General features: G+C 66.4%; 25 protein-coding genes and 1 pseudogene. 16 read left to right on the top strand and 10 right to left on the bottom strand.

The window, feature by feature from the left end; genetic code table 11:
* On the bottom strand, positions 1 to 647 hold a 647-nt coding region (locus tag AWJ14_RS20990; protein ID WP_245304406.1), incomplete at its 3' end, for an NAD-dependent epimerase/dehydratase family protein.
* A gap of 86 nt (positions 648 to 733) precedes the next feature.
* Positions 734 to 1,924, bottom strand: coding sequence for a BaiN/RdsA family NAD(P)/FAD-dependent oxidoreductase (locus AWJ14_RS20995; protein ID WP_066184280.1), 1,191 nt, complete (start codon positions 1,922 to 1,924; stop codon positions 734 to 736).
* A 218-nt stretch (positions 1,925 to 2,142) separates the two neighbouring features.
* On the opposite strand from AWJ14_RS20995, the gene AWJ14_RS21000 reads away from it, so the two are divergent.
* Complete coding sequence (locus tag AWJ14_RS21000; RefSeq protein ID WP_066184282.1) at positions 2,143 to 3,258, top strand: hypothetical protein; 1,116 nt, start codon at positions 2,143 to 2,145, stop codon at positions 3,256 to 3,258.
* Between the two features lie 225 nt (positions 3,259 to 3,483).
* Here AWJ14_RS21000 and AWJ14_RS21005 read toward each other — a convergent pair whose 3' ends face one another.
* The gene (locus AWJ14_RS21005; protein WP_066184285.1) at positions 3,484 to 3,753 is read right to left on the bottom strand and encodes a YMGG-like glycine zipper-containing protein; all 270 of its coding nucleotides are present in this window, start codon (positions 3,751 to 3,753) and stop codon (positions 3,484 to 3,486) included.
* A gap of 471 nt (positions 3,754 to 4,224) precedes the next feature.
* Between AWJ14_RS21005 and AWJ14_RS21010 the strand changes: the two genes are divergently transcribed.
* The 7 genes from AWJ14_RS21010 to AWJ14_RS21040 all read left to right on the top strand — a co-directional run bounded on the left by AWJ14_RS21010 (position 4,225) and on the right by AWJ14_RS21040 (position 8,165).
* Positions 4,225 to 5,100: an urease accessory protein UreD gene (locus AWJ14_RS21010; RefSeq protein ID WP_066184288.1), complete on the top strand. Its 876-nt coding sequence runs from the start codon at positions 4,225 to 4,227 to the stop codon at positions 5,098 to 5,100.
* Between the two features lie 10 nt (positions 5,101 to 5,110).
* Complete coding sequence (locus AWJ14_RS21015) at positions 5,111 to 5,413, top strand: urease subunit gamma (RefSeq protein WP_066184291.1); 303 nt, start codon at positions 5,111 to 5,113, stop codon at positions 5,411 to 5,413.
* Between the two features lie 137 nt (positions 5,414 to 5,550).
* Positions 5,551 to 6,141, top strand: coding sequence for a HupE/UreJ family protein (locus AWJ14_RS21020; protein ID WP_066184294.1), 591 nt, complete (start codon positions 5,551 to 5,553; stop codon positions 6,139 to 6,141).
* 26 nt (positions 6,142 to 6,167) lie between these two features.
* Positions 6,168 to 6,473 (top strand): urease subunit beta, encoded by a 306-nt coding sequence (locus tag AWJ14_RS21025; protein ID WP_066184298.1) that lies wholly within the window; start codon positions 6,168 to 6,170, stop codon positions 6,471 to 6,473.
* Positions 6,474 to 6,564: 91 nt separating this feature from the next.
* Entirely contained in the window at positions 6,565 to 7,380 is an 816-nt protein-coding gene (locus tag AWJ14_RS21030; protein ID WP_066184301.1) for a cyclase family protein, read from the top strand.
* A 27-nt stretch (positions 7,381 to 7,407) separates the two neighbouring features.
* Complete coding sequence (locus tag AWJ14_RS21035) at positions 7,408 to 7,746, top strand: hypothetical protein (RefSeq protein WP_066184306.1); 339 nt, start codon at positions 7,408 to 7,410, stop codon at positions 7,744 to 7,746.
* Positions 7,743 to 8,165, top strand: a complete 423-nt coding sequence (locus tag AWJ14_RS21040) for a lysozyme inhibitor LprI family protein (RefSeq protein ID WP_066184310.1) — start codon at positions 7,743 to 7,745, stop codon at positions 8,163 to 8,165. Before AWJ14_RS21035 ends, AWJ14_RS21040 begins: the two co-directional genes overlap by 4 nt.
* A 169-nt stretch (positions 8,166 to 8,334) precedes the next feature.
* On the opposite strand, the gene AWJ14_RS21045 is transcribed toward AWJ14_RS21040, so the two are convergent.
* Together AWJ14_RS21045 and AWJ14_RS21050 are read right to left on the bottom strand one after the other, a co-directional pair.
* On the bottom strand, positions 8,335 to 8,847 hold the full coding sequence (locus AWJ14_RS21045) for a hypothetical protein (protein WP_066184313.1): 513 nt from the start codon (positions 8,845 to 8,847) through the stop codon (positions 8,335 to 8,337).
* A 165-nt stretch (positions 8,848 to 9,012) separates the two neighbouring features.
* Positions 9,013 to 9,405: a hypothetical protein gene (locus AWJ14_RS21050; protein WP_066184316.1), complete on the bottom strand. Its 393-nt coding sequence runs from the start codon at positions 9,403 to 9,405 to the stop codon at positions 9,013 to 9,015.
* Between the two features lie 164 nt (positions 9,406 to 9,569).
* Here AWJ14_RS21050 and ureC point away from each other — a divergent pair, with 164 nt between their 5' ends.
* The 7 genes and pseudogenes from ureC (at position 9,570) to ureG (ending at position 14,341) form a co-directional block, all read left to right on the top strand.
* Positions 9,570 to 11,279 carry an urease subunit alpha gene (gene ureC / locus AWJ14_RS21055; RefSeq protein ID WP_066184319.1) on the top strand — a complete coding sequence of 570 codons (1,710 nt, stop codon included), beginning with the start codon at positions 9,570 to 9,572 and terminating at the stop codon, positions 11,277 to 11,279.
* Between the two features lie 7 nt (positions 11,280 to 11,286).
* A complete protein-coding gene (locus tag AWJ14_RS21060; RefSeq protein ID WP_083220420.1) occupies positions 11,287 to 11,823 on the top strand; it encodes a GNAT family N-acetyltransferase in 537 nt (178 codons plus the stop codon).
* Between the two features lie 123 nt (positions 11,824 to 11,946).
* Complete coding sequence (locus AWJ14_RS22480) at positions 11,947 to 12,114, top strand: hypothetical protein (protein ID WP_171904917.1); 168 nt, start codon at positions 11,947 to 11,949, stop codon at positions 12,112 to 12,114.
* Positions 12,115 to 12,292: 178 nt separating this feature from the next.
* The gene (locus AWJ14_RS23035; RefSeq protein WP_066184325.1) at positions 12,293 to 12,832 is read left to right on the top strand and encodes an urease accessory protein UreE; all 540 of its coding nucleotides are present in this window, start codon (positions 12,293 to 12,295) and stop codon (positions 12,830 to 12,832) included.
* The gene (locus AWJ14_RS21070) at positions 12,780 to 13,043 is read left to right on the top strand and encodes a DUF6434 domain-containing protein (RefSeq protein WP_245304408.1); all 264 of its coding nucleotides are present in this window, start codon (positions 12,780 to 12,782) and stop codon (positions 13,041 to 13,043) included. Before AWJ14_RS23035 ends, AWJ14_RS21070 begins: the two co-directional genes overlap by 53 nt.
* A complete protein-coding gene (locus tag AWJ14_RS21075) occupies positions 13,040 to 13,720 on the top strand; it encodes an urease accessory protein UreF (RefSeq protein WP_066184328.1) in 681 nt (226 codons plus the stop codon). The genes AWJ14_RS21070 and AWJ14_RS21075 overlap by 4 nt, the downstream gene beginning before the upstream one ends.
* Positions 13,717 to 14,341 (top strand): annotated as a pseudogene (ureG, locus tag AWJ14_RS21080) (urease accessory protein UreG). Before AWJ14_RS21075 ends, ureG begins: the two are co-directional and overlap by 4 nt.
* A 49-nt stretch (positions 14,342 to 14,390) precedes the next feature.
* Here ureG and AWJ14_RS21085 read toward each other — a convergent pair.
* The 4 genes from AWJ14_RS21085 to AWJ14_RS21100 are packed head-to-tail and all read right to left on the bottom strand — an operon-like array spanning position 14,391 to position 18,301.
* The gene (locus AWJ14_RS21085; RefSeq protein ID WP_066184331.1) at positions 14,391 to 15,125 is read right to left on the bottom strand and encodes a proteasome-type protease; all 735 of its coding nucleotides are present in this window, start codon (positions 15,123 to 15,125) and stop codon (positions 14,391 to 14,393) included.
* 36 nt (positions 15,126 to 15,161) lie between these two features.
* Entirely contained in the window at positions 15,162 to 15,956 is a 795-nt protein-coding gene (locus tag AWJ14_RS21090; RefSeq protein ID WP_066184334.1) for a transglutaminase family protein, read from the bottom strand.
* Between the two features lie 4 nt (positions 15,957 to 15,960).
* Entirely contained in the window at positions 15,961 to 16,905 is a 945-nt protein-coding gene (locus AWJ14_RS21095; protein ID WP_066184338.1) for an alpha-E domain-containing protein, read from the bottom strand.
* Position 16,906: 1 nt separating this feature from the next.
* Positions 16,907 to 18,301 (bottom strand): circularly permuted type 2 ATP-grasp protein, encoded by a 1,395-nt coding sequence (locus AWJ14_RS21100; protein WP_066184665.1) that lies wholly within the window; start codon positions 18,299 to 18,301, stop codon positions 16,907 to 16,909.
* A 266-nt stretch (positions 18,302 to 18,567) separates the two neighbouring features.
* Between AWJ14_RS21100 and AWJ14_RS21105 the strand changes: the two genes are divergently transcribed.
* A complete protein-coding gene (locus AWJ14_RS21105; protein WP_066184340.1) occupies positions 18,568 to 19,455 on the top strand; it encodes a DMT family transporter in 888 nt (295 codons plus the stop codon).
* Here AWJ14_RS21105 and AWJ14_RS21110 read toward each other — a convergent pair whose 3' ends face one another.
* Complete coding sequence (locus AWJ14_RS21110; RefSeq protein ID WP_066184342.1) at positions 19,456 to 21,054, bottom strand: trimethylamine methyltransferase family protein; 1,599 nt, start codon at positions 21,052 to 21,054, stop codon at positions 19,456 to 19,458.
* Between the last annotated feature and the right edge of the window lie 123 nt (positions 21,055 to 21,177).

The raw sequence follows: 21,177 nt of genomic DNA on the forward strand, positions 1-21,177 counted from the left end.
TCGCGTGCGTCGATGTAGCAGAAGATGTTGCGGCGGCGCACTTCGGGCTGGGCGAAGAAGCCGGGAAAACGGTCATATTCGTGCGGCTCCATCACATTGCCGATCCGGAGCGCATAGATGTCGAAGCCCGAGCGGCGCTGGAAGGCGCGCGCGGTCTGCTCGTTGACGACCTTGGACAGCCCGTAGGAATCCATCGGATTGACGTCCATGTCCTCTTCCACCGGCAGCGAGGCGGGGCTGACTTCGCCATCGGCGAAACAGACGCCATAGGTCGTTTCCGACGAGGCGATGACGATCTTCTTGATGCCGAGCTTCACCGCCGCTTCGATCACGTTGTAGGTGCCCACGGTGTTGATGCGGAAGGTCTCGTTGTCGGGGCGGATCAGGATCCGCGGCACGGCGGCGAAATGCACCACCGCATCGAACTTCGGCACGCCGGTGCCCGGTTCCAGCTCGTCGAAATCGGCATAGCTGGTCATGACGTTGAACATCTGGCCCGAGTCGGTGATGTCCGCGGTGAGGTTGTCGACGCCTGGATGGTCGAGCGGCGTGAGATCGACATTGACCACCCGGTGGCCCTGGTCGACGAGATAGGGCACCACATGCCGTCCGGCCTTGCCGGAGCCTCCGGTGAACAAGATGCGCATTGTTGTCTCCTCCTCGGTTTTCCTGCCCGCGGCCGGGGCGGTTCGGTTGCCCGCAAGCGCGCCGTGTGCGCGTGGCGCGGTGAAGTTCAGGCCGCACGCCCGGCGGCGACGCCGGACGACCAGGCCCACTGGAAATTGTGGCCGCCGAGATGGCCGGTGACGTCCAGCACCTCGCCGACGAAATGCAGCCCCGGCACGAGCCGGCTCTCCATGGTCTTCTGGTGAATGGCGTCGGTGTCGACGCCGCCGAGCGTCACCTCCGCGGTGCGGTAGCCTTCGGTGCCGCCGGGCACCACCTCGAAGGCGCGGATCGCCGCCACCACCTCATCGAGATCGGCATTGCTCATGTCGGCGATTCGTGGCGGGACCGGGCCTGTGCGGGTGTCGAGCTGCAGCGCCAGCCGCTTGGGCAGGAGATCGGTCAGGACCGTCCAGACCGAGGCCTTGGGGCGTGCGCCGCGTTCGGCCTTGAGATAGGCGCCGACATCGATGCCGGGGGCGAGATCGATCGTCACGGTGTCGCCTTCGCGCCAATAGGAGGAGACCTGCAGCATTGCCGGTCCCGACAGTCCGCGATGGGTGAACAGCATCGCCTCGTCGAAGCCCGCGCCGTTGCAGGCGGCATGCACCTCGAGCGAGACGCCCGACAGCGCGCCCCAGCTTTCATGCATGTTCGACGCCCAGGTGAAGGGCACGAGCCCGGCCCGCGTTTCGGTCACGGGATGGCCGAACTGGCGGGCGATGTCGTAGCCGATCCCCGTCGCGCCCATCTTCGGGACAGATTTGCCGCCGGTCGCCACCACCAGCCGGTCCGCCAGCCAGTCGCCGCTTTCGGTGCGGATCTCGAACCCTGCCTCCGACCGGTTGACGCCGGTGATCTGCGTGGCGAGTTCGAGCCTCACCCCGGCCTCGGCCATCTCGCCGGTCAGCATGGCGACGATCTCGCGCGCCGAGCCGTCGCAGAACAATTGTCCGAGCGTCTTTTCGTGAAAGGCGATGCCGTGGGCTTTGACCCGGTCGATGAAATCGTGCTGGGTGAAGGAGCGGAGCGCGGAGATCGCGAAATGCCGGTTGCCGGAGAGGAAATTCGCAGGCCCGCAATAGAGATTGGTAAAGTTGCAGCGGCCGCCGCCGGAAATGCGGATCTTCTCGCCCGGAGCCCGGGCATGGTCGATCACCGTGACCGAGCGGCCGCGGCGTCCGGCCTCGACGGCGCAGATCATCCCGGCCGCCCCCGCGCCGAGCACCATCACATCGGTCGTGTTGAGTAAGGGCATGTTGTCTCCAGGGCTCGGATCTCCTCGGCTCTTCCGCCGGTGCATCCGCGGAGCGCACGCCATAGCAGATTGGTCCGGCCGCAACAAACACTGTGGTGCGCGCTCTGCGCCTGGGCCAACCCTGCCAGGCCCACTGCAGGGCCTCGCGGGCAGCACCCCCGTTGCGCACGTCGCGGCTGGGCCTGTAGGAAGGGAAAGGCCAGCAACCGGAGCCCGCCATGCCGCTTCATGCGATCGATCTCGATCCCGTATCCGTCACCCTCGATGACATCGTCGGCCATCTTGCCGCCCTGACGATCCGCGACGGCGCACGCCGGCTGTCGCCGCTCCACCGCGCGCCCTGGGCCGATGATCCCACGGCCGATTTCCCGGCCGGCACCGCGCCCAATGTGCAGCATCTGTCGGGCGATTTCTTCTGCGCGCCGTTCGGACGCAACGATCTCGAAGCGGCGCCGTCCCATGGCTGGCCCGCCAACAGCGCCTGGGATCATGTCGAGACCAGCCACGGGGAGGGCCGGTCGAGTATGCTGTTCCGGCTCAGGCAGCGGGTAATGGGCGCGACGCTCGACAAGCGCCTGACGCTCGTGGCCGGTCATCCGTTCCTCTACCAGGAACATGTGTTTTCCGACGGAGACGGCGCGGTCTCCGCATCCCATCACACCATGGTGCACATGCGGGCGGGCGGAGATCTCGCGTTTTCGCCCAAGCAGGCCGCCCTTACCCCACCCGAGGCGCTGGAGTCCGATCCCGCCCGCGGCCGCTCGATCCTCGCCTATCCCGCCCGCTCGGCGGATCTCGGCGCCTTCCCGCTGGCCGGTGGCGGCAGCGTTGACCTCAGGCGTTTTCCGCCCGGCGAAAGCCACGAGGATTTTCTCACGCTCGTCGAAGCGCCGGCGGAGCTTGCGGGCAAAACCGCGCGCGCGATCGGCTGGACGGCGGTCAGCCGCGTGGCGGAACAGGACCATGTGCTCGTGCTCAAGCGGACCGATGTGCTGCCGGTCACCATGCTGTGGATCAGCAATGGCGGGCGGGACTATGCGCCCTGGTCCTCGCGTCATACCGGCGTGCTCGGCATCGAGGACGCGCGCGCTTCCGGGCTCGGCCATGCCGATTCCTGCCGCGACAACGACCTGACGCGGATCGGCGTCCCAACCGCCTTCGCGCTCGCCGCGGGCAGGACAACGGTGATCCGCCAGGTGATCGGCGCGGTGGCGGCCGAGCCGGGCGAGGGCCGGGTGGTGGGGCTGGAACCATCGGCCGACGGTCTGACATTGCGCTTTGCCGGCGGGGCGGCGCGCAGCGTCGGCTATGACGGCGGATTTCTGGGCGAATGAGAATTTGGGGGGCGTGAGGCGCGGCGGCCGAGCACCTGCTGGGGCAGTGCGCAGCGCGCTCTGTGGCTGGTCCCGGACAGCATGCGGAAAACGGGCCGCGCGAAACCGGTTCATCGCGTCACCGGGATCCGGTTCTGCCTGCCGATGGGACCGCAGATTTCAAAACCCTTCCCCCGGACGTGCGGGGGAAGGGCGCATTGGGCGGCGTGGCGGAGGTCGCGCCTGTTAGCAGCGCGCCTCGTAGATGCGGCCATAGGCATCGCGGTAGCGGCACATGCCGGGCGTGGTGGCTGCGCCGATCAAGGCGCCGGCCGCTCCGCCGATCAGGGCGCCGGTGGCAACGCCCCGGCCGCTGCTGCCGGTTGCGGCTGCAATCAGGGCGCCAGTGCCGGCGCCGACCGCTGCACCGCCTGCGGCGCGCTGTTCGGTTGTTGAGCATCCTGCTGCTGCCGTAAGGGCGATGGCTGCAAGCGTGGAAAGGACGAGTCTTGTCATCGATGGCTCCGTTAAAAATCGGCAGAAACGGATGCACCTTGCTCGCACTTATTCGTAGGAGGTCGTCTGCTTCCGGGCCGTGGACTCATTGTACAGGATAACCATGGCCGAAGCCATCATGGCGATGCTCATTGCAAGTGCAAGCATAGAAATCAACATTGCGGTTCCTTTCTGCGCATTCCGAATGATCCGTTGCAAGCGCGTCTGGACCTATAACGCAGGTGTGCCGATTTGGTTTCATGGCGCGGATTGGCCGGCCCGGAGCAGGTGCCGCATGCACCCGGACCGGCGTTGCGGGCGGGAGGCCGCGTCCGTAACCCTGCCTGCGGCCGGCGCCCGGATTTTGGGCAGTCTGCCTGCCGATTGGTCAGCTGCTGGCCGGACGCGGCTTTCGCGGTGCGCGGCGCAAAAGCCTCTTGCGTGTCGCCTGCGCTTTTCGGATGATCGCGGCTTCCAACAAAAGGGTAGCGATTGACCTTTGTATGTCCCCGTCCTGTCGAGACCTCCGGCGTGGCCTTGCAGCGGGTCCGCGGCAGCGGCCGGCTGTCGGTCAAGTTTGCCGCGGGCGAGAGCCGGATCGACCGGTTGTTCCAGGAAGGCTCTGCGCGCCTCCGGGTGCCGCGGGTGGCGAAAGGCATGCCGCTCGAGGCGGTGCTGATCAACACCGCCGGCGGGCTGACCGGCGGCGACCTCATCGACTGGAGCTTCGAGGCGGGCGAGGGTGCGTCGATGACGCTGGCGACCCAGGCCTGCGAAAAGACCTACAAGGCCCAGGGCGAGAGCGAGGCGCGGGTGTCGGTTCGCCTCACGCTCCGGCGCGACAGCATGCTCGCCTGGCTGCCGCAGGAGACCATCCTGTTCGACCGCTCGCGGCTTTCCCGGACCTTCGAGGTCGAGATGGCGGTCGGATCGCGGCTGTTGATGGTCGAGCCGGTGGTGTTCGGCCGCCGCGCGATGGACGAGACCGTCACCGAGGCGCTGTTCCGCGACCGTTGGCGCATCCGCCGCGACGGCCGGCTCCTGCATGCCGAGGAGATGCGTCTCGGCCCCGATGTCGCCGCGGCCCTCCGGCGGGCGGCGGTCGCCGGCGGCGGCACGGCGATGGCGACGCTGGTCATGGTCGCGCCCGAAGCCGAGGCCAAGCTTGCGGCCGTGCGCGAGCTGATCGGCGCTTCGGGCGGCGCGAGCCACATGCCGATGCGCCTGGCCGGGTCCGCGCCCGACGAAACTGGCAAGCTTCTTGCGAGGATCGTGGCGACCGACAGCTATCAGCTGCGCAAGATCCTTGTTCCATTGATCCGCCTGGTCCATCCATCCGGCGGTGTGCCGAAAGTCTGGTCGATATGAAAGAGATGCCATGAACCTGACACCGAGGGAAAAAGACAAGCTGTTCGTCGCCATGGCCGCGATCGTCGCGCGCAAGCGGCTTGAGCGTGGCGTCAAGCTCAACCACCCCGAAGCCGTCGCGCTGATCACCGATTTCGTGGTCGAGGGCGCCCGTGACGGTCGCGCCGTGGCGGAGCTGATGGAGGCCGGCGCGCATGTGATCAGCCGCGACCAGGTGATGGAGGGCATCGCCGAGATGATTCACGACATCCAGGTCGAGGCGACCTTCCCCGACGGCACCAAGCTCGTGACCGTGCATGAGCCGATCCGGTGAAAACTATGGTGAGACCATGATTTGCCCCTCGACACCGGGCTTCGCAGATGCGCAGTATCGCGACGCACCTGTCGTGCTTTCATCCTGTCGGCGTGACCCATGAAGGACGCCGTGTTGACACAAAAAGGACTTTCAAGATGATCAAACGCCTTTCCCTTGCCCTCGCAGCGCTCGGTGTGGCCACGGCCCCGGCCTTCGCCCATCTCAATCCGGCCGAACACGGCTCGTTTGCGGCCGGCATCACCCATCCGCTGTTCGGTCTCGACCACGTTCTGGTGATGGTGGCGGTGGGTCTGTGGGCGGCCTCTTTCCGGGGCAAGGCCATGCTCGCCGTCCCCGCGGCCTTCGTCGGCACCATGGGGCTGGGCTTCGCCGCCGCGATCGCCGGCCTGCCGCTTCCTTTCGTCGAGCCGGTGATCCTCGCCTCGATCGTCTTCATCGGCCTGATGGTCGCCCTCGCGCTGCCGTTCTCGGTGGCCGGCATGGCGGTGACCGTCGCCTTCTTCGCCTTCTTCCACGGCCATGCCCATGGCGGCGAACTGGGCGATGCCGGTGCGGTGAGCTTCGCCGCCGGCTTCATGCTCGCCACCGCCGCCCTGCATGCCGCCGGCATCGCGCTCGGCCTCGGCTTCGCACGGCTCCAGGCGGCCAATGAGAAATCCGTCCTGACCCGCGCTGCCGGTCTTGCGACCGCAGCCTCCGGGGTGGCGCTGGCCGTGGCCGGCTGATCGACAACACAAGCGGAGGACCGCGCATGATCCCGGGTGAAATTGTAACGCTGGACGGCGATATCGAGCTCAACCGGGATGCCGTGCGGCTGACGCTGAAAGTCGCCAACACCGGCGACCGGCCGGTGCAGGTGGGCAGTCACTACCATTTCTTCGAAACCAACGAGGCGCTGCGCTTTGACCGCGACGCGGCGCGCGGCCACCGGCTGGACATCGCGGCCGGCACGGCGGTGCGCTTCGAGCCCGGCCAGGAGCGCGATGTCACGCTCGTGCCGCTTGGCGGCAGCCGCACGGTTTTCGGGTTTCAGCAGAAGGTGATGGGAAAACTCTGACGACACACCCGGCGGCGGACCATGCGATCCGCCGCCGACCCGGACTGCAGACGCCGACCATTCTCTCAATCAACAAAACAGGGAGCAGCCAATGTGCAACGCGTGTGTGATCAACAATGTCAAAGCCTCGATGCTGTCGCGGCGCGATTTCTTCCGCGCCTCCGCGGCCGCGGGTGTCGCCGCCACCGCCGCGGGCGCCCTGTCGGCCCGGCCCGCGCTGGCTGAGGCGAGCGGCAAGGTGGTCGACCTCACCTATGTTCTCGACAGCGAGTTCCCCACCTTCGACGGCAAGCCGGGAATCCTGTTCACCGAGAACGTCAATTTCGACAAGTCCGGCTACCAGATCTGGGAACTGACGATCTTCGAACATTCCGGCACCCATATCGATGCGCCGCTGCACTTTTCCAAGGACGGCACCTCGGTGGCCGAGCTCGACCCGCAGAGCCTGATCTGCCCGCTGTGCATCGTTGACATCAAGGCCAAGGCCGCCGATGACGCCAACGCCATGGTCGAGCCCGCTGACATCGAGGCCTTCGTGAGCGCCCATGGCGAGATCCCGCAAGGCGCCTGCGTGGCGATGAATTCGGGCTGGCAGGCCAAGATGGGCGATGCGAGCTTCCGCAACGATGCCGAGGGCAATTTCGCCTTTCCCGGCTTCTCGAAGGCGGCCACGGATCTGCTGATGGAAATGGGTGCGGGCGCGATCGGCGTCGACACGCTGTCGCTCGATCCCGGCAATTCCGCCGATTTCGCGGTGCATTACTCCTGGTTGCCGAGCGGCCGCTTCGGCATCGAGAACCTCGCCAATCTCGACGACCTGCCCGCCACCGGGGCAACCCTGTTCGTGGGGGCGCCCAAGCACCGCAACGGCACCGGCGGGCCGGCACGCGTGATGGCGATGGTCTGAGCCGCACACCGGAAGGGATCCGCTCTCATGGCGCGCAGGAAGGCCAACGTCACCGACATCTGGAGCGCCTGGGCCGGGCTCGGCCTGCTCGCCCTCGAAGCCCAGGCCGTGATCGGCATGCGGGTGATGGGCATGCACGGCCTGTGGCCGGTCGGCAAGGGCGAGGACAGGAAGATGGTGTCGGAGAAACCGCCGGCCTTCGCCAGGTCCGCGCTCGCGGCGGCGGGCGTGGCCGCAAGCGGCGGCCGGCCGGACCAGGTTCTGGCCGCTGCCGTCAAACCGCTGACCCGCGTCGCGCGGGCCAATCGCAAACGACTGGCCGGCGCTGCCGTCAAGCGCCGCAAACCCCCGAAAGGCCGTTCATGATCAGGTTCACAGGTCCGCTTTGCTGTATCGCGCTGATGCTCGCGGCCATGCCCGCCCGCGCCCAGGAAGAAGCCAATTGCATCGATCCGCAGACCCAGATGGAGCTGACCTATTGCGCCGGTCTCGATTTCGAGGCCGCGGACAAGGATCTCAACGCGCTCTGGCCCAAGGTGGTGGCGGCGGCCAAGAGCAGCGATGAATATGTCGCCGATCAGGCCCGGTCCATGGGCGTGCCCACCACGCTGGAGGCATTGCGCGCAGCCCAGCGCGCCTGGATCGCCTTCCGTGACGCCCAGTGCGAATACGAGGCCTACGAGATGTTCGGCGGAACCGGCCAGCCGATGCTGGGCAGCATGTGCCTGGCGCGCCTGACCCGGGAGCGCATCGACCTGCTCAAGCAGGCGCTCGAGTCACGCTGAGAGGCGGGCTTCGGCGGTAATGGCCCGTTTCTTGCCTTGTGAGATGGGAACCAACCAGCCGGGGATCCCCATGCACAAAGGCAGGGCGCCTGCCCATCCCTTTCCGGACGCGACCGCTATCGGCAAGCCGACGCAGCGGCCCGGGCAGCGCGCGCGCCGCGGTTCGGTGTTACGAGGACGGCTTGGCTGCCGCAAACACCACGAGGGTCGCGTCGGCGTCGAATTCGACGGCGAGCACGTCGCTGATCTGCACGTTCTTGGAATTGATGGCGTGGTAGAGCAGGGCATTGCTTTGCAGCTCGTGCCGCAGGGTGTCGACGCTGTCGCTGTGCTCGCTGAGCTTGGTGGCGATCTCGGGCGCGGGACCGCCCTCGGCACGCGAGGCCTGCGGCAGGTAGACGATGTCGACACGGTCGAGCGTGGTGATCTTGCGCACCGCGTCGAGATTGTCGCCGAGCTTCTCGATCGCCGCGATGACGCGACCGTCGCCGGCGCTCGACTTGACTTCCTGTTCGCGCACTTCCGAGCCGATGATCCTGTCCACCGCTTCCGGATCGGACAGGCCTTGGGCGGAGACTGGCGCGGCCAGCGCGCCGATGCCGAGGGCGGCGACGCCCGCAAGTACGGTCAATCGGGCAAAGCCCTGTTTGCGGGGGTGGTTGGGCGGCGCGATCGGCGTCATGTCTCTTTCCTTTCAGCACGGGTCCATCCGGCGCCTGCCGTGCCGGGGCAGCGGCGGTCGGCCGGATGCGGTCTTGTTGCATGCACCAGCCATAAGGCGAAACGGGGGCGATTGGTTCCCCCGTCCGCGGGTTTGGCCCGGCAATCGCCGCTCGATCGTGCTGCGTCAGCCTTCCTTGCGGGTGACGATCGTCAGGTTGCCGTCCTGGCTCAGACGCGCCGCCACCACGTCGGCGCTGGAGGCGCCCTTGTCCTTCAGCGCCTTGACGAGCGCCGGCGAGGTGTCGATCGACGCGCGCAACTGGTCGAGATCCTCGGTGCTGCGCTGCTTTTCGATTTCCGCCACCTGGGCCTGGGATTGTTCGGGAAGTTCGGTCACATCGATAATGCTCACGGTCTTGACCGCCGGCTGCTGCGCCTGGCCCTGGCCCTGGGTTTGGGTCTGCGCCGTCTCGGGCTTGGCAGCGGGGGGCGTTGGGGTGGGCTCCACGGCGGTCTGGGCGAGTGCGGGGGCGGCGCCAAGCGCGAGGGCCGCAGCGATGACAAGAGCGTTCTTCATGATCGAATCCTTCCTTCGGAGTTCTGGGTCGGCCTTCCGCAACGCGGAGTGCCCGCGCACAACACCGCCCGAAAGTGGCTTCACGCTGCCGCCCGCAAGGTCATCGCTGGGCGATTGTGTGGCGGCAATATGATAAGGTTTCAACACATGCGGGGAGTGATCCTATGAGCAGACTGTCGCGCCAGGCCTATGCGGCCATGTACGGTCCCACCACCGGGGACAAGGTGCGCCTCGCCGACACCGAGCTCTTTATCGAGGTGGAGAAGGACTTCACCATCTATGGCGAGGAGGTGAAGTTCGGCGGCGGCAAGGTGATCCGCGACGGCATGGGCCAGAGCCAGATGACCCGCGCGGAGGGGGCCGTCGACACCGTCATCACCAATGCGCTGGTGGTCGACCACACCGGCATTTTCAAGGCCGACATCGGATTGAAGGACGGCCGCATCGCCGCCATCGGCAAGGCCGGCAACCCGGACACGCAACCGGGCGTCACCATCATCGTCGGCCCCGGAACCGAGGTGATCGCCGGCGAGGGCAAGATCCTCACCGCCGGCGGTTTCGACAGCCATATCCACTTCATCTGTCCGCAGCAGATCGAGGAAGCGCTGATGAGCGGGCTCACCACCATGCTCGGCGGCGGCACCGGCCCGGCGCACGGCACGCTCGCCACCACCTGCACGCCGGGGCCGTGGCATCTGGGGCGGATGATCCAGGCCATGGATGCCTTCCCGATGAATATCGGCCTGTCGGGCAAGGGCAACGCCTCGATGCCCGCCGCACTCGAGGAGATGATCCTGGGCGGCGCCTGCGCGCTCAAGCTCCACGAGGACTGGGGCACCACGCCGGCGGCGATCGACACCTGCCTGGCGGTGGCCGATGCCTACGACATCCAGGTGATGATCCACACCGATACATTGAACGAGAGCGGCTTCGTCGAAACCACGGTCGACGCGATCAAGGGCCGCACCATCCATGCCTTCCACACCGAAGGCGCCGGCGGCGGCCATGCGCCCGACATCATCAAGGTCTGCGGCAAGCCCAATGTGCTGCCGTCCTCGACCAATCCGACCCGGCCCTACACCGTCAACACCATCGCCGAACATCTCGACATGCTGATGGTCTGCCATCACCTCGACAGCGCCATTCCCGAGGACATTGCCTTCGCCGAAAGCCGGATCCGCAAGGAAACCATCGCCGCCGAGGACATTCTCCATGACATCGGCGCTTTCTCGATCATCGCGTCGGACAGCCAGGCCATGGGCCGCGTCGGCGAGGTCATCATCCGCACCTGGCAGACCGCCGACAAGATGAAGCGCCAGCGCGGGCGGCTGCCGCAGGAGACCGGCGACAACGACAATTTCCGCGTCCGCCGCTACATCGCCAAATACACGATCAATCCGGCGATCGCCCAGGGCGTGTCGAGCCATATTGGCTCGATCGAGGTCGGCAAGCGCGCCGACCTGGTGCTGTGGAACCCGGCCTTCTTCGGCGTCAAGCCGGACATGGTGCTGCTCGGCGGCATGATCGCGGCCGCCCCCATGGGCGATCCGAACGCCTCGATCCCGACGCCGCAGCCGGTGCATTACCGCCCGATGTTCGGCGCCTATGGCAAGGCGCGCACCGAGTCCTCCGTCACCTTCGTGAGCAAGGCCGCGATCGAGGACGGGCTCGCCCACAAGCTCGGCACCGCCAAGACCCTGCTTGCCGTCGAAAACACCCGCGGCGGCATCTCCAAGGCCTCGATGGTCTTGAACGACGCGCTGCCCGAGATCGAGGTCGATCCGGAAACCTACGAGGTGCGCGCCGACGGCGAACTGCTCACCTGCGAGCCCGCCACCGTGCTGCCGATGGCGCAGCGCTATTTCCTGTTCTGAGGCCATGATGGAAATCGCGCCCGCCCCTGAAACGCCGATCCGGATTGTCCGCGCATCCGGCGATTTTGCCGATTGGGACAGCCTGCACGCGCTGCTCGTGCGCTGCTTTGCCTATATGGAAGGGCGCATCGATCCGCCCTCGTCGCTGGCGGCGATGGGGCCGGCGGAGCTCGAAGCCAAATCCCGCACCGAGATCCTGCTACTGGCCATGGCGGGCGCGCGGATCGCCGGTTGCCTCTTCCTCCGGCTCGATGCCGACGCGGTCTATATCGGCAAGCTTGCGGTCGATGCCCCCTTCCGGCGGCAGGGCCTCGCCCGCCGGTTGATCGCGGCGGCGGAGGCGATCGCCCGCGAGACCGGTCGGCCGAAGCTCGTGCTTCAGACCCGGGTCGAACTTGCGGAAAACCAGGACAGTTTCGCGCGGCTGGGCTTTGCCATCACCGCCCGGACCGCGCATCAGGGCTTTGACCGTCCGACCTCCGTCACCATGACCCGTCCGGTCGGGGCGCCGGCCCGGGCCGTTCCCCACGGAGAGCCGGCATGAACACTCTGCGCACCAGTTCCGGGCGAGCGACCCATGCAGAAACAGCATGGCTGCCCCAAGCAATCGGCAAAATGCTGCACTGCAAAACGTGCTATAAGCCGTTAGCAGCAAAGGAAAATTGCCATGATGACTTCCAGCCAGAACAGATTCCGTCGTTTCTTCAGCGGTGCGGCACGGTCGATCAGCATTGCCACCCAGGCCGATCGCCTCGCCCATACCCCGGAGGATGTCTTCATCGCCCGCGGCACCACCCGCGAAAAGGCGATCCGCGACCTGATCGACCAGCTCTAAGCACCTGCGACCAACACCAAGCAGGCCGCCCGCGCACCTGCGCACGCGTCGCTGACGGTGCGATGCCGGCCGGGCGGTTTGCGTCTGCGGCCAGGGTGTCGCCGGCAATTCGGGGCCGGGCTTGCTTGTGCCCGGCGGTGTCCGGGCTGACGGCAGTCCTTGGCACGGGGGCGCGTCCATGCTGACCGCGACCTCCGTCACCCGCCAGTTCAGCGATCCGGCCGCGACCATCACGCTCGACGAAACCGCGCGGCACCGCCGCCGCATGATGATGACCTCCGACCGCACCGTGCGCGGCGGAACCATTGCCTTTCTTCTCGATCTTCCCGCGGCCCGCCTGTTGCGCCATGGCGACGGGCTGGTGCTGAGCGACGGCCGCATCGTCGAGGTGCGCGCCAGGCCCGAAGCCCTGATGCATGTCGAGGGCAGGGACGCGACCCATCTGCTCACGCTTGCCTGGCAGATCGGCAACCGCCATCTCGCCGCCGAGATTTCCGCCAGTGCCATTCGCATACGGCGCGATCACGTGATCCGCGACATGCTGGTGGGACTTGGCGCGCGCGTGAGCGATGTCGAAGCCCCGTTCGACCCCGAAGGCGGGGCCTATGGTGGCGCCCATGCGGCGCATACGCATCACGATCACCATCATCCTCACGACCATTCGCATGACCAAACTGGTGGCCACGATCATGGCCCGCATGGCCACCGCCATGACTGAGCGGCGCGACTGGCACTGCGATCCGATCACGGACGACACGGTGATCGATGCGCGGTACCGGAACACCCAGACTGTGCGCCGCTATTTCAAGTCCCGGATCGGCGATCATTTCACCTTCGACCGCCCCTTCATGGCCTGGATGAAATCCCACGCCGGATCGACGATGCGCGACGCGGTCGCGGAATGGCGTAAGCGCAAGGGGGCGACATGACGGAGTCCGCCTCGCTGCTGCGGCTGATGAGCTGGTTGTCGCCGGTCTTCCCGATCGGCGGCTTCGCCTATTCCGCGGGCCTCGAGCAGGCCGCGCGCGCGGGCCTTGTGCGCGACCGGGCGGGAGTGTCGGACTGGATCGCGGTGCAGGTCACGCGCGGGGCGGCATGGAACGATGCCGTGATCCTGATCCGGGCGCAGGCCGAGGCCCGCGACGCCGCCGCGCTCGATGATCTTGCCAGTCTCTGCCTTGCGCTCTGCGTCGGCCAGGAACGCCACGACGAGACGCTGAACCAGGGCGTCTCCTTCCTCGAAGCGGTCAGGCACTGGGTTGCCTCCGGCCGCCTGCCGGGGGGCGAGGTGCCGCTGCCGGTGGCCGTCGGCGCCGCGGCCGGGGTTGAACGGATCGCGGCCGTGGTCGAACGGATCGAGCCGCGTCTGCTCGCCTGCGCCTATCTGCACGGCTTCGTCTCCAACCAGCTGCAATGCGCGATCAGGCTGTCGCTGCTGGGGCAGGACGGCGCGGCGAGGGTGCTTTCGGACCTCGAACCGGTGATCGATGCGGCGGGCGAGCGCGCCGCCGGCTCGACGCTCGACGACCTTGGCGGCGCCGCCTTCATTTGTGACAGTGCCGCCATGCGCCACGAAACCCTGCAACCAAGGCTGTTTTTGTCATGACCTCACCCCACGGACCCTTGCGCGTCGGCATCGGCGGCCCCGTCGGCTCCGGCAAGACCGCGCTCACCGAAAAGCTCTGCAAGGCGATGCGCGACCGCTGGTCGATCGGGGTCGTCACCAACGACATCTACACCCGCGAGGACGCCGAGGCGCTGGTAAGGATGCAGGCGTTGCCGCATCGTCGGCGTGGAGACCGGCGGCTGCCCGCACACGGCGATCCGTGAGGACGCCTCGCTCAACCTGCGCGCCATCGACCAGTTGAACAGAAAGCACCCCGATCTCGACATCGTCTTCATCGAATCGGGCGGTGACAATCTCGCCGCCACCTTCTCCCCAGACCTCGCCGACCTCACGATCTACGTGATCTCGGTGTGCCAGGGCGAGGAAATCCCGCGCAAGGGCGGGCCGGCGATCACCCGCTCCGATCTGCTCATCATCAACAAGATGGACCTCGCACCCCATGTCGGCGCCGATCTTTCGGTGATGGAGCGCGATGCGCGCGCGGGCCGGGACGGGCGGCCGCATCTCTTCACCGATCTGCGCCGGGGCGAGGGCGTGGCCGACGTGGTGGCCTTCATCGAACAGAACGGCGGGTTGCGTCCGGCCGCCGCCGTGCAATAGCCGTTCACGCCGGTCGCAGGTGGAAAGCCGCCGAGGGCGGCGGGGCTCATCAGTCCCGCTCGAAATCCGGCAGGCTGTTGAAGGCCGTGCGCAAGGCGTCCGACCAGCCGTCGGAGATCTTGCGGTAATAGGGATCGGTGGCCTGGATGCGCTTCTCGTAGCCCTTGGTCAGGCTGTCGCGCTCGTAGAACTGCAGGTCGAGCGGCAGGCCCACAGACAGGTTCGATTTCAGCGTGGAATCGAACGAGACATAGAGCAGCTTGGTCGCCATCTCGAAGCTCATCTCCGGATCGTAGGCGCGCACCAGGATCGGCTTGCCGTATTTGTGCTCGCCGATCTGAAAGAAGGGATTGTCCTCGGTGGCCTCGATGAAATTGCCTTCGGGATAGATCAGGAACATCCGCATCGAGCCGCCGGCCACCTGTCCGCCGAGAATGAAGGTGGCGCTGAAGGTGGCTTCGCTCTGGTAGCCGCCATCGGTCGCGGTCTTGATGACCTCGCGGACCGTCGCCCCGACGAGACGCGCGACCTCGAACATCGACGGCGCTTCCATGATGTCGGGATGGCGCTCGCTTGCGGCCTTGGTGTGCTCCTCGAGCATGCTCACCACCGTCTGCGTGGTCGCCAGGTTGCCCGCCGACAGAAGCGTGATCAGCCGGTCGCCCGGCTTGCACCAGGTGTGCATCTTGCGGAAGGTGGAGATGTTGTCGACACCGGCATTGGTCCGCGTGTCGGACATGAACACAAGGCCCCGGTTGAGGCGTAGTCCGACGCAATAGGTCATGGTGTGCGAATCGCCCCCGATGAAGCAGCCAGAGCCTTATTGCTCCACTGTTATCCTTACCTCAAGCTGTTCTTCGCCGGTTCCGGTGCGAATACCAGAAATAGGGGCGGCGTCGCGGTAGTCGAGGCCATAGGCGATGTGGACGTAGCGGTCGTCGGGCGAGATGTCGTTGGCAGGATCGAAGCCGACCCAGCCGAGCCCCTTGATATGGGCTTCCGCCCAGGCATGGCTCGCGGCCTGGTCGGGCACCTCCTGCATCATCAGGTAGCCGGAGACGTAGCGCGCGGGGAAGCCGAGCAGCCGGGCCGCCGCGACGAAGGCCTGGGCATGGTCCTGGCAGACGCCTTTGCCGGAGGCGAGCGCGTCTTCCGCCGCGGTGTGGGTTTGGGTCGCACCCGGCACATAGTCCATGGTCTGGTGCAGCCGGGTCTTGAGGCTGTGCAACTGGTCGAGCGGCTCGCCCTTGTCGATGCCGCGGGCAAGCTCGCGGATGGTCTTGCCGGGTTTGGTGAGCATCGTGTCGCGCTGGTAGAGCCACAGCGGCATATAGGCCCGGTGCGCGCCGAGCACGCCGCTCTTGTCGCTGGTCTCGACCACGCCCGAGGCCACCACCCGGATGGCGCTGGTGTCGCGGCTGGCGCTCACCAGCTCCACCTTGTTGCCGAACTGGTCGATATAGCGCGCTTCCACCACGCCGCCTTCGACTTCGGTGGTCCAGGACCGCACGCTTTGCAGCGGGCTGTCCTGAGGGCAAAGCCGCAGCCGCTGCAGGGCGTAGCGCACGGGATGCGCATACGCGTAATCGGTGACATGGGAGATTTTCAGGTGCATCGGGTCAGTCCTGGTAGAACCGGTAGACGTCGGAGATCTCGGCTGCAATCCGGCTGTTCTGGCCTATGAAATCCTGCAGGAATTCGTGCAGGCCCCGGTCCATGATTTCCTGGATTTCGTGACCGCGCAGCATACCGACCACATCCGCCACCATGTCGTGGCAGGAGCTGCGTTCGCCATATTCGCGTTCGAGATAGGACAGGTTGGAATCGATCTTGTCGTAGCAATAGGCGAGCGAGCGTGGCATCCGGCCGTTCAGGATCAGGAAATCGGCGATGTTGGCCGGCTTGTAGTCGTCGTCATAGACCCAGCCATAGGAGCGGTGCGCCGACACCGAGCGCAGGATCGATTCCCACTGCACGTTGTCGAGCGAGGAACCCACATAGGACACCGCCGGCAACAGCACGTAATATTTCACGTCGAGAATGCGCGAGGTGTTGTCGGCGCGCTCGATGAAGGTGCCGAGCCGCGAGAAGTTGAACAGCTCGTTGCGCAGCATGGTGCCGTGGAAGGCGCCGCGGATCAGGCCGGTGCGCTGCTTGATGTTGTTGATGATCTCGGGCATCTCCGCGTCCGAGACCCGGCGGGCGAGCTGCGCCTTGATGTCGAGATAGCACTCATTGGTGGCTTCCCAGGCTTCGCGCGTAAGCGCGGTGCGGACCATCCGGCCATTGTTGCGCGCGGCCTCGATGGCCGAAAGAATGCTCGACGGATTGGACTTGTCGCGCAGCAGATAGTTGACGGCGTCGGCGCTGGTCACCTCGCTGTTCGCTGCCGAGTAGGAGCTGAACACGCCGGAGCTGCGCAGCACCGACTCCCATTCCTCCTCGTGCCCGTGCATGCGCGTGAGCGACATCCTCAGGCCGGCGTCGATCAGGCGCGCGGTGTTTTCCGCGCGCTCGATATAGCGGAACATCCAGAAAAGGCCGTTTGCGGTGCGTCCCAGCATCTCAGTCCTCCAGCACCCAGGTGTCCTTGGTGCCGCCTCCCTGGCTGGAATTGACGACGAGCGAGCCTTCCTTGAGCGCCACCCGCGTGAGCCCCCCGGGGATGATCTGGATCTTGTCGGACACCAGCACGAAGGGGCGCAGGTCGACATGCCGCGGCGCGAGCCCCTTCTTGACGAGGATCGGCACTGTCGACAGCGACAGTGTCGGCTGGGCGATGTAGTTGCCGGGCTTGGCCTTGAGCTTGGCGGCGAACTCGCTGCGCTCGCGCTTGCTGGCAGCCGGTCCCACCAGCATGCCGTAGCCGCCCGAGCCGTGCACTTCCTTGACCACCAGGTCTGCCAGGTTGTCGAGCACGTAAGCCAGCGTGTCGGGTTCCGAGCAGCGATAGGTCGGCACATTTTCGAGGATCGGCTTCTGCCCGGTGTAGAACTCGACGATCTCCGGCATGTAGGAATAGATCGCCTTGTCGTCGGCGATCCCGGTGCCGGGTGCGTTGGCAATGGTGATGTTGCCGGCGCGGTAGACATCCATGATCCCGGGCACACCGAGCGTCGAATCCGGCCGGAACGTCAGCGGATCGAGGAAATCGTCGTCGACGCGGCGGTAGAGCACGTCGATCGCCACATAGCCGCGCGTGGTGCGCATCGCCACCTTGCCGTCGATCACCCTGAGGTCCGAGCCCTCCACCAGCTCGACGCCCATCTGGTCGGCGAGATAGGCGTGCTCGTAGAAGGCGGAGTTGAAGATGCCCGGGGTCAGCACGGCGATGCGCGGCTTGCCGGTGCAGCCCGGAGGCGCGACCGCGGCCAGGCTGTGGCGCAAAAGCTTGGGATAGTTCTCGACCGGCCGCACCTTGTTCAAATGAAACAGCTCGGGGAACATCTGCATCATGGTTTCGCGGTTCTCGAGCATGTAGGACACGCCCGAAGGGGTGCGCGCATTGTCCTCAAGCACGTAGAACTGGCCTTCGCCGGTGCGCACGATGTCGGTGCCGATGATGTGGGTATAGACGCCGCCGGGCGGCCGCATCCCGATCATCTCGGGCAGGAAGGCATCGTTCTTCTCGATCAGGATCCGCGGCACGCGGCCCGCCTTGATGATTTCCTGCTTGTGGTAGATGTCGTCGAGAAAGGCGTTGAGCGCCATCACCCGCTGTTCGATGCCCTGCGCGAGCTTGCGCCACTCGGAGCCTGAAATGATGCGCGGGACGATGTCGAAGGGAATGAGCCGCTCGGCCGAATCCTCCTTGCCGTAAACCGCGAAGGTAATCCCGGTCTTCCGGAAGATGTTTTCGGCGTCGCGGGACTTCTTGATCAGATCGGAGATCTTCTGTCCCGAATGCCAATTGAAGTACCCTGTGTAGGGCGCTCTCGGAAGACTGTCCTCAGTCAGCATTTCATCGAAAGGCACTTTTTTTAAGCTCCCCTTTTGAAAACATAAGATCGTATCAAGATGGAGAAAGCAAGAACCGTGCAGGATTTAGCAGAAATGCCCGGCGGGCCGATTTTTTTCGCAAGGCGGGACCTCGCGGGCCCTGAGCGGCGCGCCGGATCGGTCGGCGCGGGCGGCAGGCGCCCGGGCTTGCGCTCGTTCCGGGCCGGGGCTACCTGTGGCACAGCAACCTTCGCCAAGGTCGTCCCTTTGCCCCCCAGGTCCCCGTCATGACGCTCGATCGCATCGCACCGGCCCTCTTCGTCCTGCTCTGGTCGACCGGCTGGATCGTGGCGAAATATGCGAGCCCCCATGCCGATCCGCTCACCTTCCTGAGCCTGCGCTTCACCCTGGCGGCACTTCTGTTCGCGGGGCTCGCGGTTGCGGCCGGCGCCGCCTGGCCCAGGACTCGCGCCGGCTGGATGCATTCGCTGGTCTCGGGCCTGTTCCTGCACGGCTTTTATCTGGGCGGGGTCTGGTGGGCGATCGCGCAAGGGGTGCCGTCCTCGGTGTCCGGCCTGATTGCGGCGCTGCAGCCGCTGATGACGGCGATTGCCGCCCCCTTCATCGTCGGCGAACGGCTGGGGCCGCAGCAGAAGCTGGGCGTCGTGCTCGGCTTTGCCGGCCTGGCCATCGCCATCGTTCCGGGCGTGCTCGCACTCGACGCGGTGGCGATGAAGGCGGTGCTGGTCCCGCTTCTCGTCAATCTCGTGGCGATGGTCTCGGTTACCTCCGGCACGCTCTACCAGAAGCGCCACCTCCAGGAGGGTGACCTGCGCTCGATCGCGGCGGTCCAGTATGTGGGCGGGTTCCTGGTGGTCATGCCGCTCGCGCTTGCGCTCGAACCATTGCGGATCGACTGGACCCTCGAATTCGTCTTGGCCATGGGCTGGTCCGTGCTCGGCCTGTCGCTGGTCTCGATCATGCTGCTTCTGTACCTGATCCGCCGCGGCCAGGTCTCGCGCGCCGCCTCGCTCACCTATCTGGTGCCGCCGGCTGTGGCCGTCGAAAGCTGGCTCCTGTTCGGCGAGGACCTGACCGCGCCGATGATCCTCGGCACGCTCGTGGTGGTGGTCGGCGTCTGGCTCACCAACCGCAAGACCCGGGTCGTCGCCTGATCAGAAATCCGTGGGCACGCCGCCTTCACGCTTGCGGCGGGCGACGAAGGCGGCAAGCTCCTCGCTGATCGCCTCGTCGAGCGGCGGCGCCTCGTAATTGGCGAGCGTCTCCTTCCACACCCGGTTGGCGTGGTCATAGGTGGTGGGCTGGCCGGCGAGGCTCCAACTTTCGAAATTGCGCCAGTCCGACAGGATCGGCGAATAGAACGCGGTCTCGTAGCGCGACAGCGTGTGCGCGGTGCCGAAATAGTGGCCGCCCGGTCCCACGTCGGCGATCGCGTCGAGCGCCAGCGCCTCGGGGCTGGTGTCGAGCGGCGCCAGGAACTCAGCCAGCATCTGCAAAAGGTCGACATCGAGAATGAATTTCTCGAACGAGGCCGTGAGCCCGCCTTCCATCCAGCCCGCCGCATGCATGATGAAATTGCCGCCGCCCTGCACCACGGCCCACAGAGACATCATCGATTCATAGGCCGACTGGGCGTCGAGCGTGTTGGCCGCGCAGGTGTTCGAGGTGCGGTAGGGAATGCCGTAGCGCCGCGCGAGCTGGCCGCCGACCATCACCGCCTTCATGTATTCCGGCGTGCCGAAGGCCGGCGCGCCGGACTTCATGTCGACATTGGAGGTAAACCCGCCATAGACCACCGGCGCGCCCGCGCGCACCAGCTGCGTGAAGGCGATGCCCGCCAGCGCCTCGGCGTTCTGCTGCACCAGCGCGCCGGCGATGGTGACCGGGGCCATCGCGCCCGCCAGCGTAAACGGCGTGACCACCACCACCTGGTTGCGCGCCGACATCTCGATGATCCCCTGCAGCATCGGCGCGTCGTAACGCAGCGGCGAGGAGGCATTGATGATGGTGAACAGCGACGGCTCCGCTTCGAGCTGTTCGGCGCTGATGCCGCGGCCGATGCGGACGATCTCCAGTGCATCGAGATTGCGCTCTTTGCCCAAGGAATAGGCATGGAAGGGTTTGTCGGTGAGCCGCACAAGATCCGACAGGCAATCGATGTGGCGCACGGAGGCATGCAGGTCCGTGGGCTCGACCGGATAGCCGCCGGTCATGTGGATGATGTCGAAGGACTGGGCGAGCCGGATCAGGTTGCGGAAATCCTCCTGGGTGCCGGTCCGGCGGCCGGTATCGCGGTCCGAGCAGTAGGGCGCGGAGGCCACTTGCGCGAAGGCGATGTTGCGCCCGCCGATCTCGATATTGCGCTCCGGGTTGCGCGCATGCAGCGTGAACGGCCCGGGCGCCTTGGCGACCAGGTCCATCACCAGCCCGCGGTCGAGCCGCACCCGCTCGGAACCGGCGCTCACATCCGCGCCCGCCGCCTTGAGCCGTTCCCGGGCCTCGGGCAGCATGAAATCCATGCCGATGGTTTCGAGCACGGTGAGCGAAGCCTCGTGGATCGCCTCGAGACCCTCCTCGGTCGCGAGCAGCGAGGGCGACTGGGTGTTGAGGATCGAACGGTAGCGCAGCGTGGCCGGGCCCTTGCGGCCCTTGCCGCGGTCTCCGCCGCGGCCGCCCCCCGCCCGCCGGCGCCGTTCCGGGGCGCCCGCGGTGTTCTCGATGGCGGCAGGTGCGATCTCGTCAAAGCTGCTCATGCGAACCTGCCCCCGTCCTGATCCCGCTGTCTGTCGGCGCCACCAGCGGGGCGCCCAGATGCACGACGCTATGCCGGAGCGCGCCGTCCTGCAAGCCGTCCGCAGGCGCATTTTTCATGCGCG

The organism is Parahoeflea olei, from assembly GCF_001703635.1.
Taxonomy (GTDB): domain Bacteria; phylum Pseudomonadota; class Alphaproteobacteria; order Rhizobiales; family Rhizobiaceae; genus Hoeflea; species Hoeflea olei.

What these genes read in the sequence shown, in the direction of transcription:
- AWJ14_RS20995 (WP_066184280.1), bottom strand. Translation starts at nt 1,924, where the DNA reads ATGCCCTTACTCAACACGACCGATGTGATGGTGCTCGGCGCGGGGGCG.
- AWJ14_RS21000 (WP_066184282.1), top strand. Translation starts at nt 2,143, where the DNA reads ATGCCGCTTCATGCGATCGATCTCGATCCCGTATCCGTCACCCTCGAT.
- AWJ14_RS21005 (WP_066184285.1), bottom strand. Translation starts at nt 3,753, where the DNA reads ATGACAAGACTCGTCCTTTCCACGCTTGCAGCCATCGCCCTTACGGCA.
- AWJ14_RS21015 (WP_066184291.1), top strand. Translation starts at nt 5,111, where the DNA reads ATGAACCTGACACCGAGGGAAAAAGACAAGCTGTTCGTCGCCATGGCC.
- AWJ14_RS21020 (WP_066184294.1), top strand. Translation starts at nt 5,551, where the DNA reads ATGATCAAACGCCTTTCCCTTGCCCTCGCAGCGCTCGGTGTGGCCACG.
- AWJ14_RS21025 (WP_066184298.1), top strand. Translation starts at nt 6,168, where the DNA reads ATGATCCCGGGTGAAATTGTAACGCTGGACGGCGATATCGAGCTCAAC.
- AWJ14_RS21030 (WP_066184301.1), top strand. Translation starts at nt 6,565, where the DNA reads ATGTGCAACGCGTGTGTGATCAACAATGTCAAAGCCTCGATGCTGTCG.
- AWJ14_RS21035 (WP_066184306.1), top strand. Translation starts at nt 7,408, where the DNA reads ATGGCGCGCAGGAAGGCCAACGTCACCGACATCTGGAGCGCCTGGGCC.
- AWJ14_RS21040 (WP_066184310.1), top strand. Translation starts at nt 7,743, where the DNA reads ATGATCAGGTTCACAGGTCCGCTTTGCTGTATCGCGCTGATGCTCGCG.
- AWJ14_RS21045 (WP_066184313.1), bottom strand. Translation starts at nt 8,847, where the DNA reads ATGACGCCGATCGCGCCGCCCAACCACCCCCGCAAACAGGGCTTTGCC.
- AWJ14_RS21050 (WP_066184316.1), bottom strand. Translation starts at nt 9,405, where the DNA reads ATGAAGAACGCTCTTGTCATCGCTGCGGCCCTCGCGCTTGGCGCCGCC.
- ureC (WP_066184319.1), top strand. Translation starts at nt 9,570, where the DNA reads ATGAGCAGACTGTCGCGCCAGGCCTATGCGGCCATGTACGGTCCCACC.
- AWJ14_RS21060 (WP_083220420.1), top strand. Translation starts at nt 11,287, where the DNA reads ATGGAAATCGCGCCCGCCCCTGAAACGCCGATCCGGATTGTCCGCGCA.
- AWJ14_RS22480 (WP_171904917.1), top strand. Translation starts at nt 11,947, where the DNA reads ATGATGACTTCCAGCCAGAACAGATTCCGTCGTTTCTTCAGCGGTGCG.
- AWJ14_RS23035 (WP_066184325.1), top strand. Translation starts at nt 12,293, where the DNA reads ATGCTGACCGCGACCTCCGTCACCCGCCAGTTCAGCGATCCGGCCGCG.
- AWJ14_RS21070 (WP_245304408.1), top strand. Translation starts at nt 12,780, where the DNA reads ATGACCAAACTGGTGGCCACGATCATGGCCCGCATGGCCACCGCCATG.
- AWJ14_RS21075 (WP_066184328.1), top strand. Translation starts at nt 13,040, where the DNA reads ATGACGGAGTCCGCCTCGCTGCTGCGGCTGATGAGCTGGTTGTCGCCG.
- AWJ14_RS21085 (WP_066184331.1), bottom strand. Translation starts at nt 15,125, where the DNA reads ATGACCTATTGCGTCGGACTACGCCTCAACCGGGGCCTTGTGTTCATG.
- AWJ14_RS21090 (WP_066184334.1), bottom strand. Translation starts at nt 15,956, where the DNA reads ATGCACCTGAAAATCTCCCATGTCACCGATTACGCGTATGCGCATCCC.
- AWJ14_RS21095 (WP_066184338.1), bottom strand. Translation starts at nt 16,905, where the DNA reads ATGCTGGGACGCACCGCAAACGGCCTTTTCTGGATGTTCCGCTATATC.
- AWJ14_RS21100 (WP_066184665.1), bottom strand. Translation starts at nt 18,301, where the DNA reads ATGCTGACTGAGGACAGTCTTCCGAGAGCGCCCTACACAGGGTACTTC.
- AWJ14_RS21105 (WP_066184340.1), top strand. Translation starts at nt 18,568, where the DNA reads ATGACGCTCGATCGCATCGCACCGGCCCTCTTCGTCCTGCTCTGGTCG.
- AWJ14_RS21110 (WP_066184342.1), bottom strand. Translation starts at nt 21,054, where the DNA reads ATGAGCAGCTTTGACGAGATCGCACCTGCCGCCATCGAGAACACCGCG.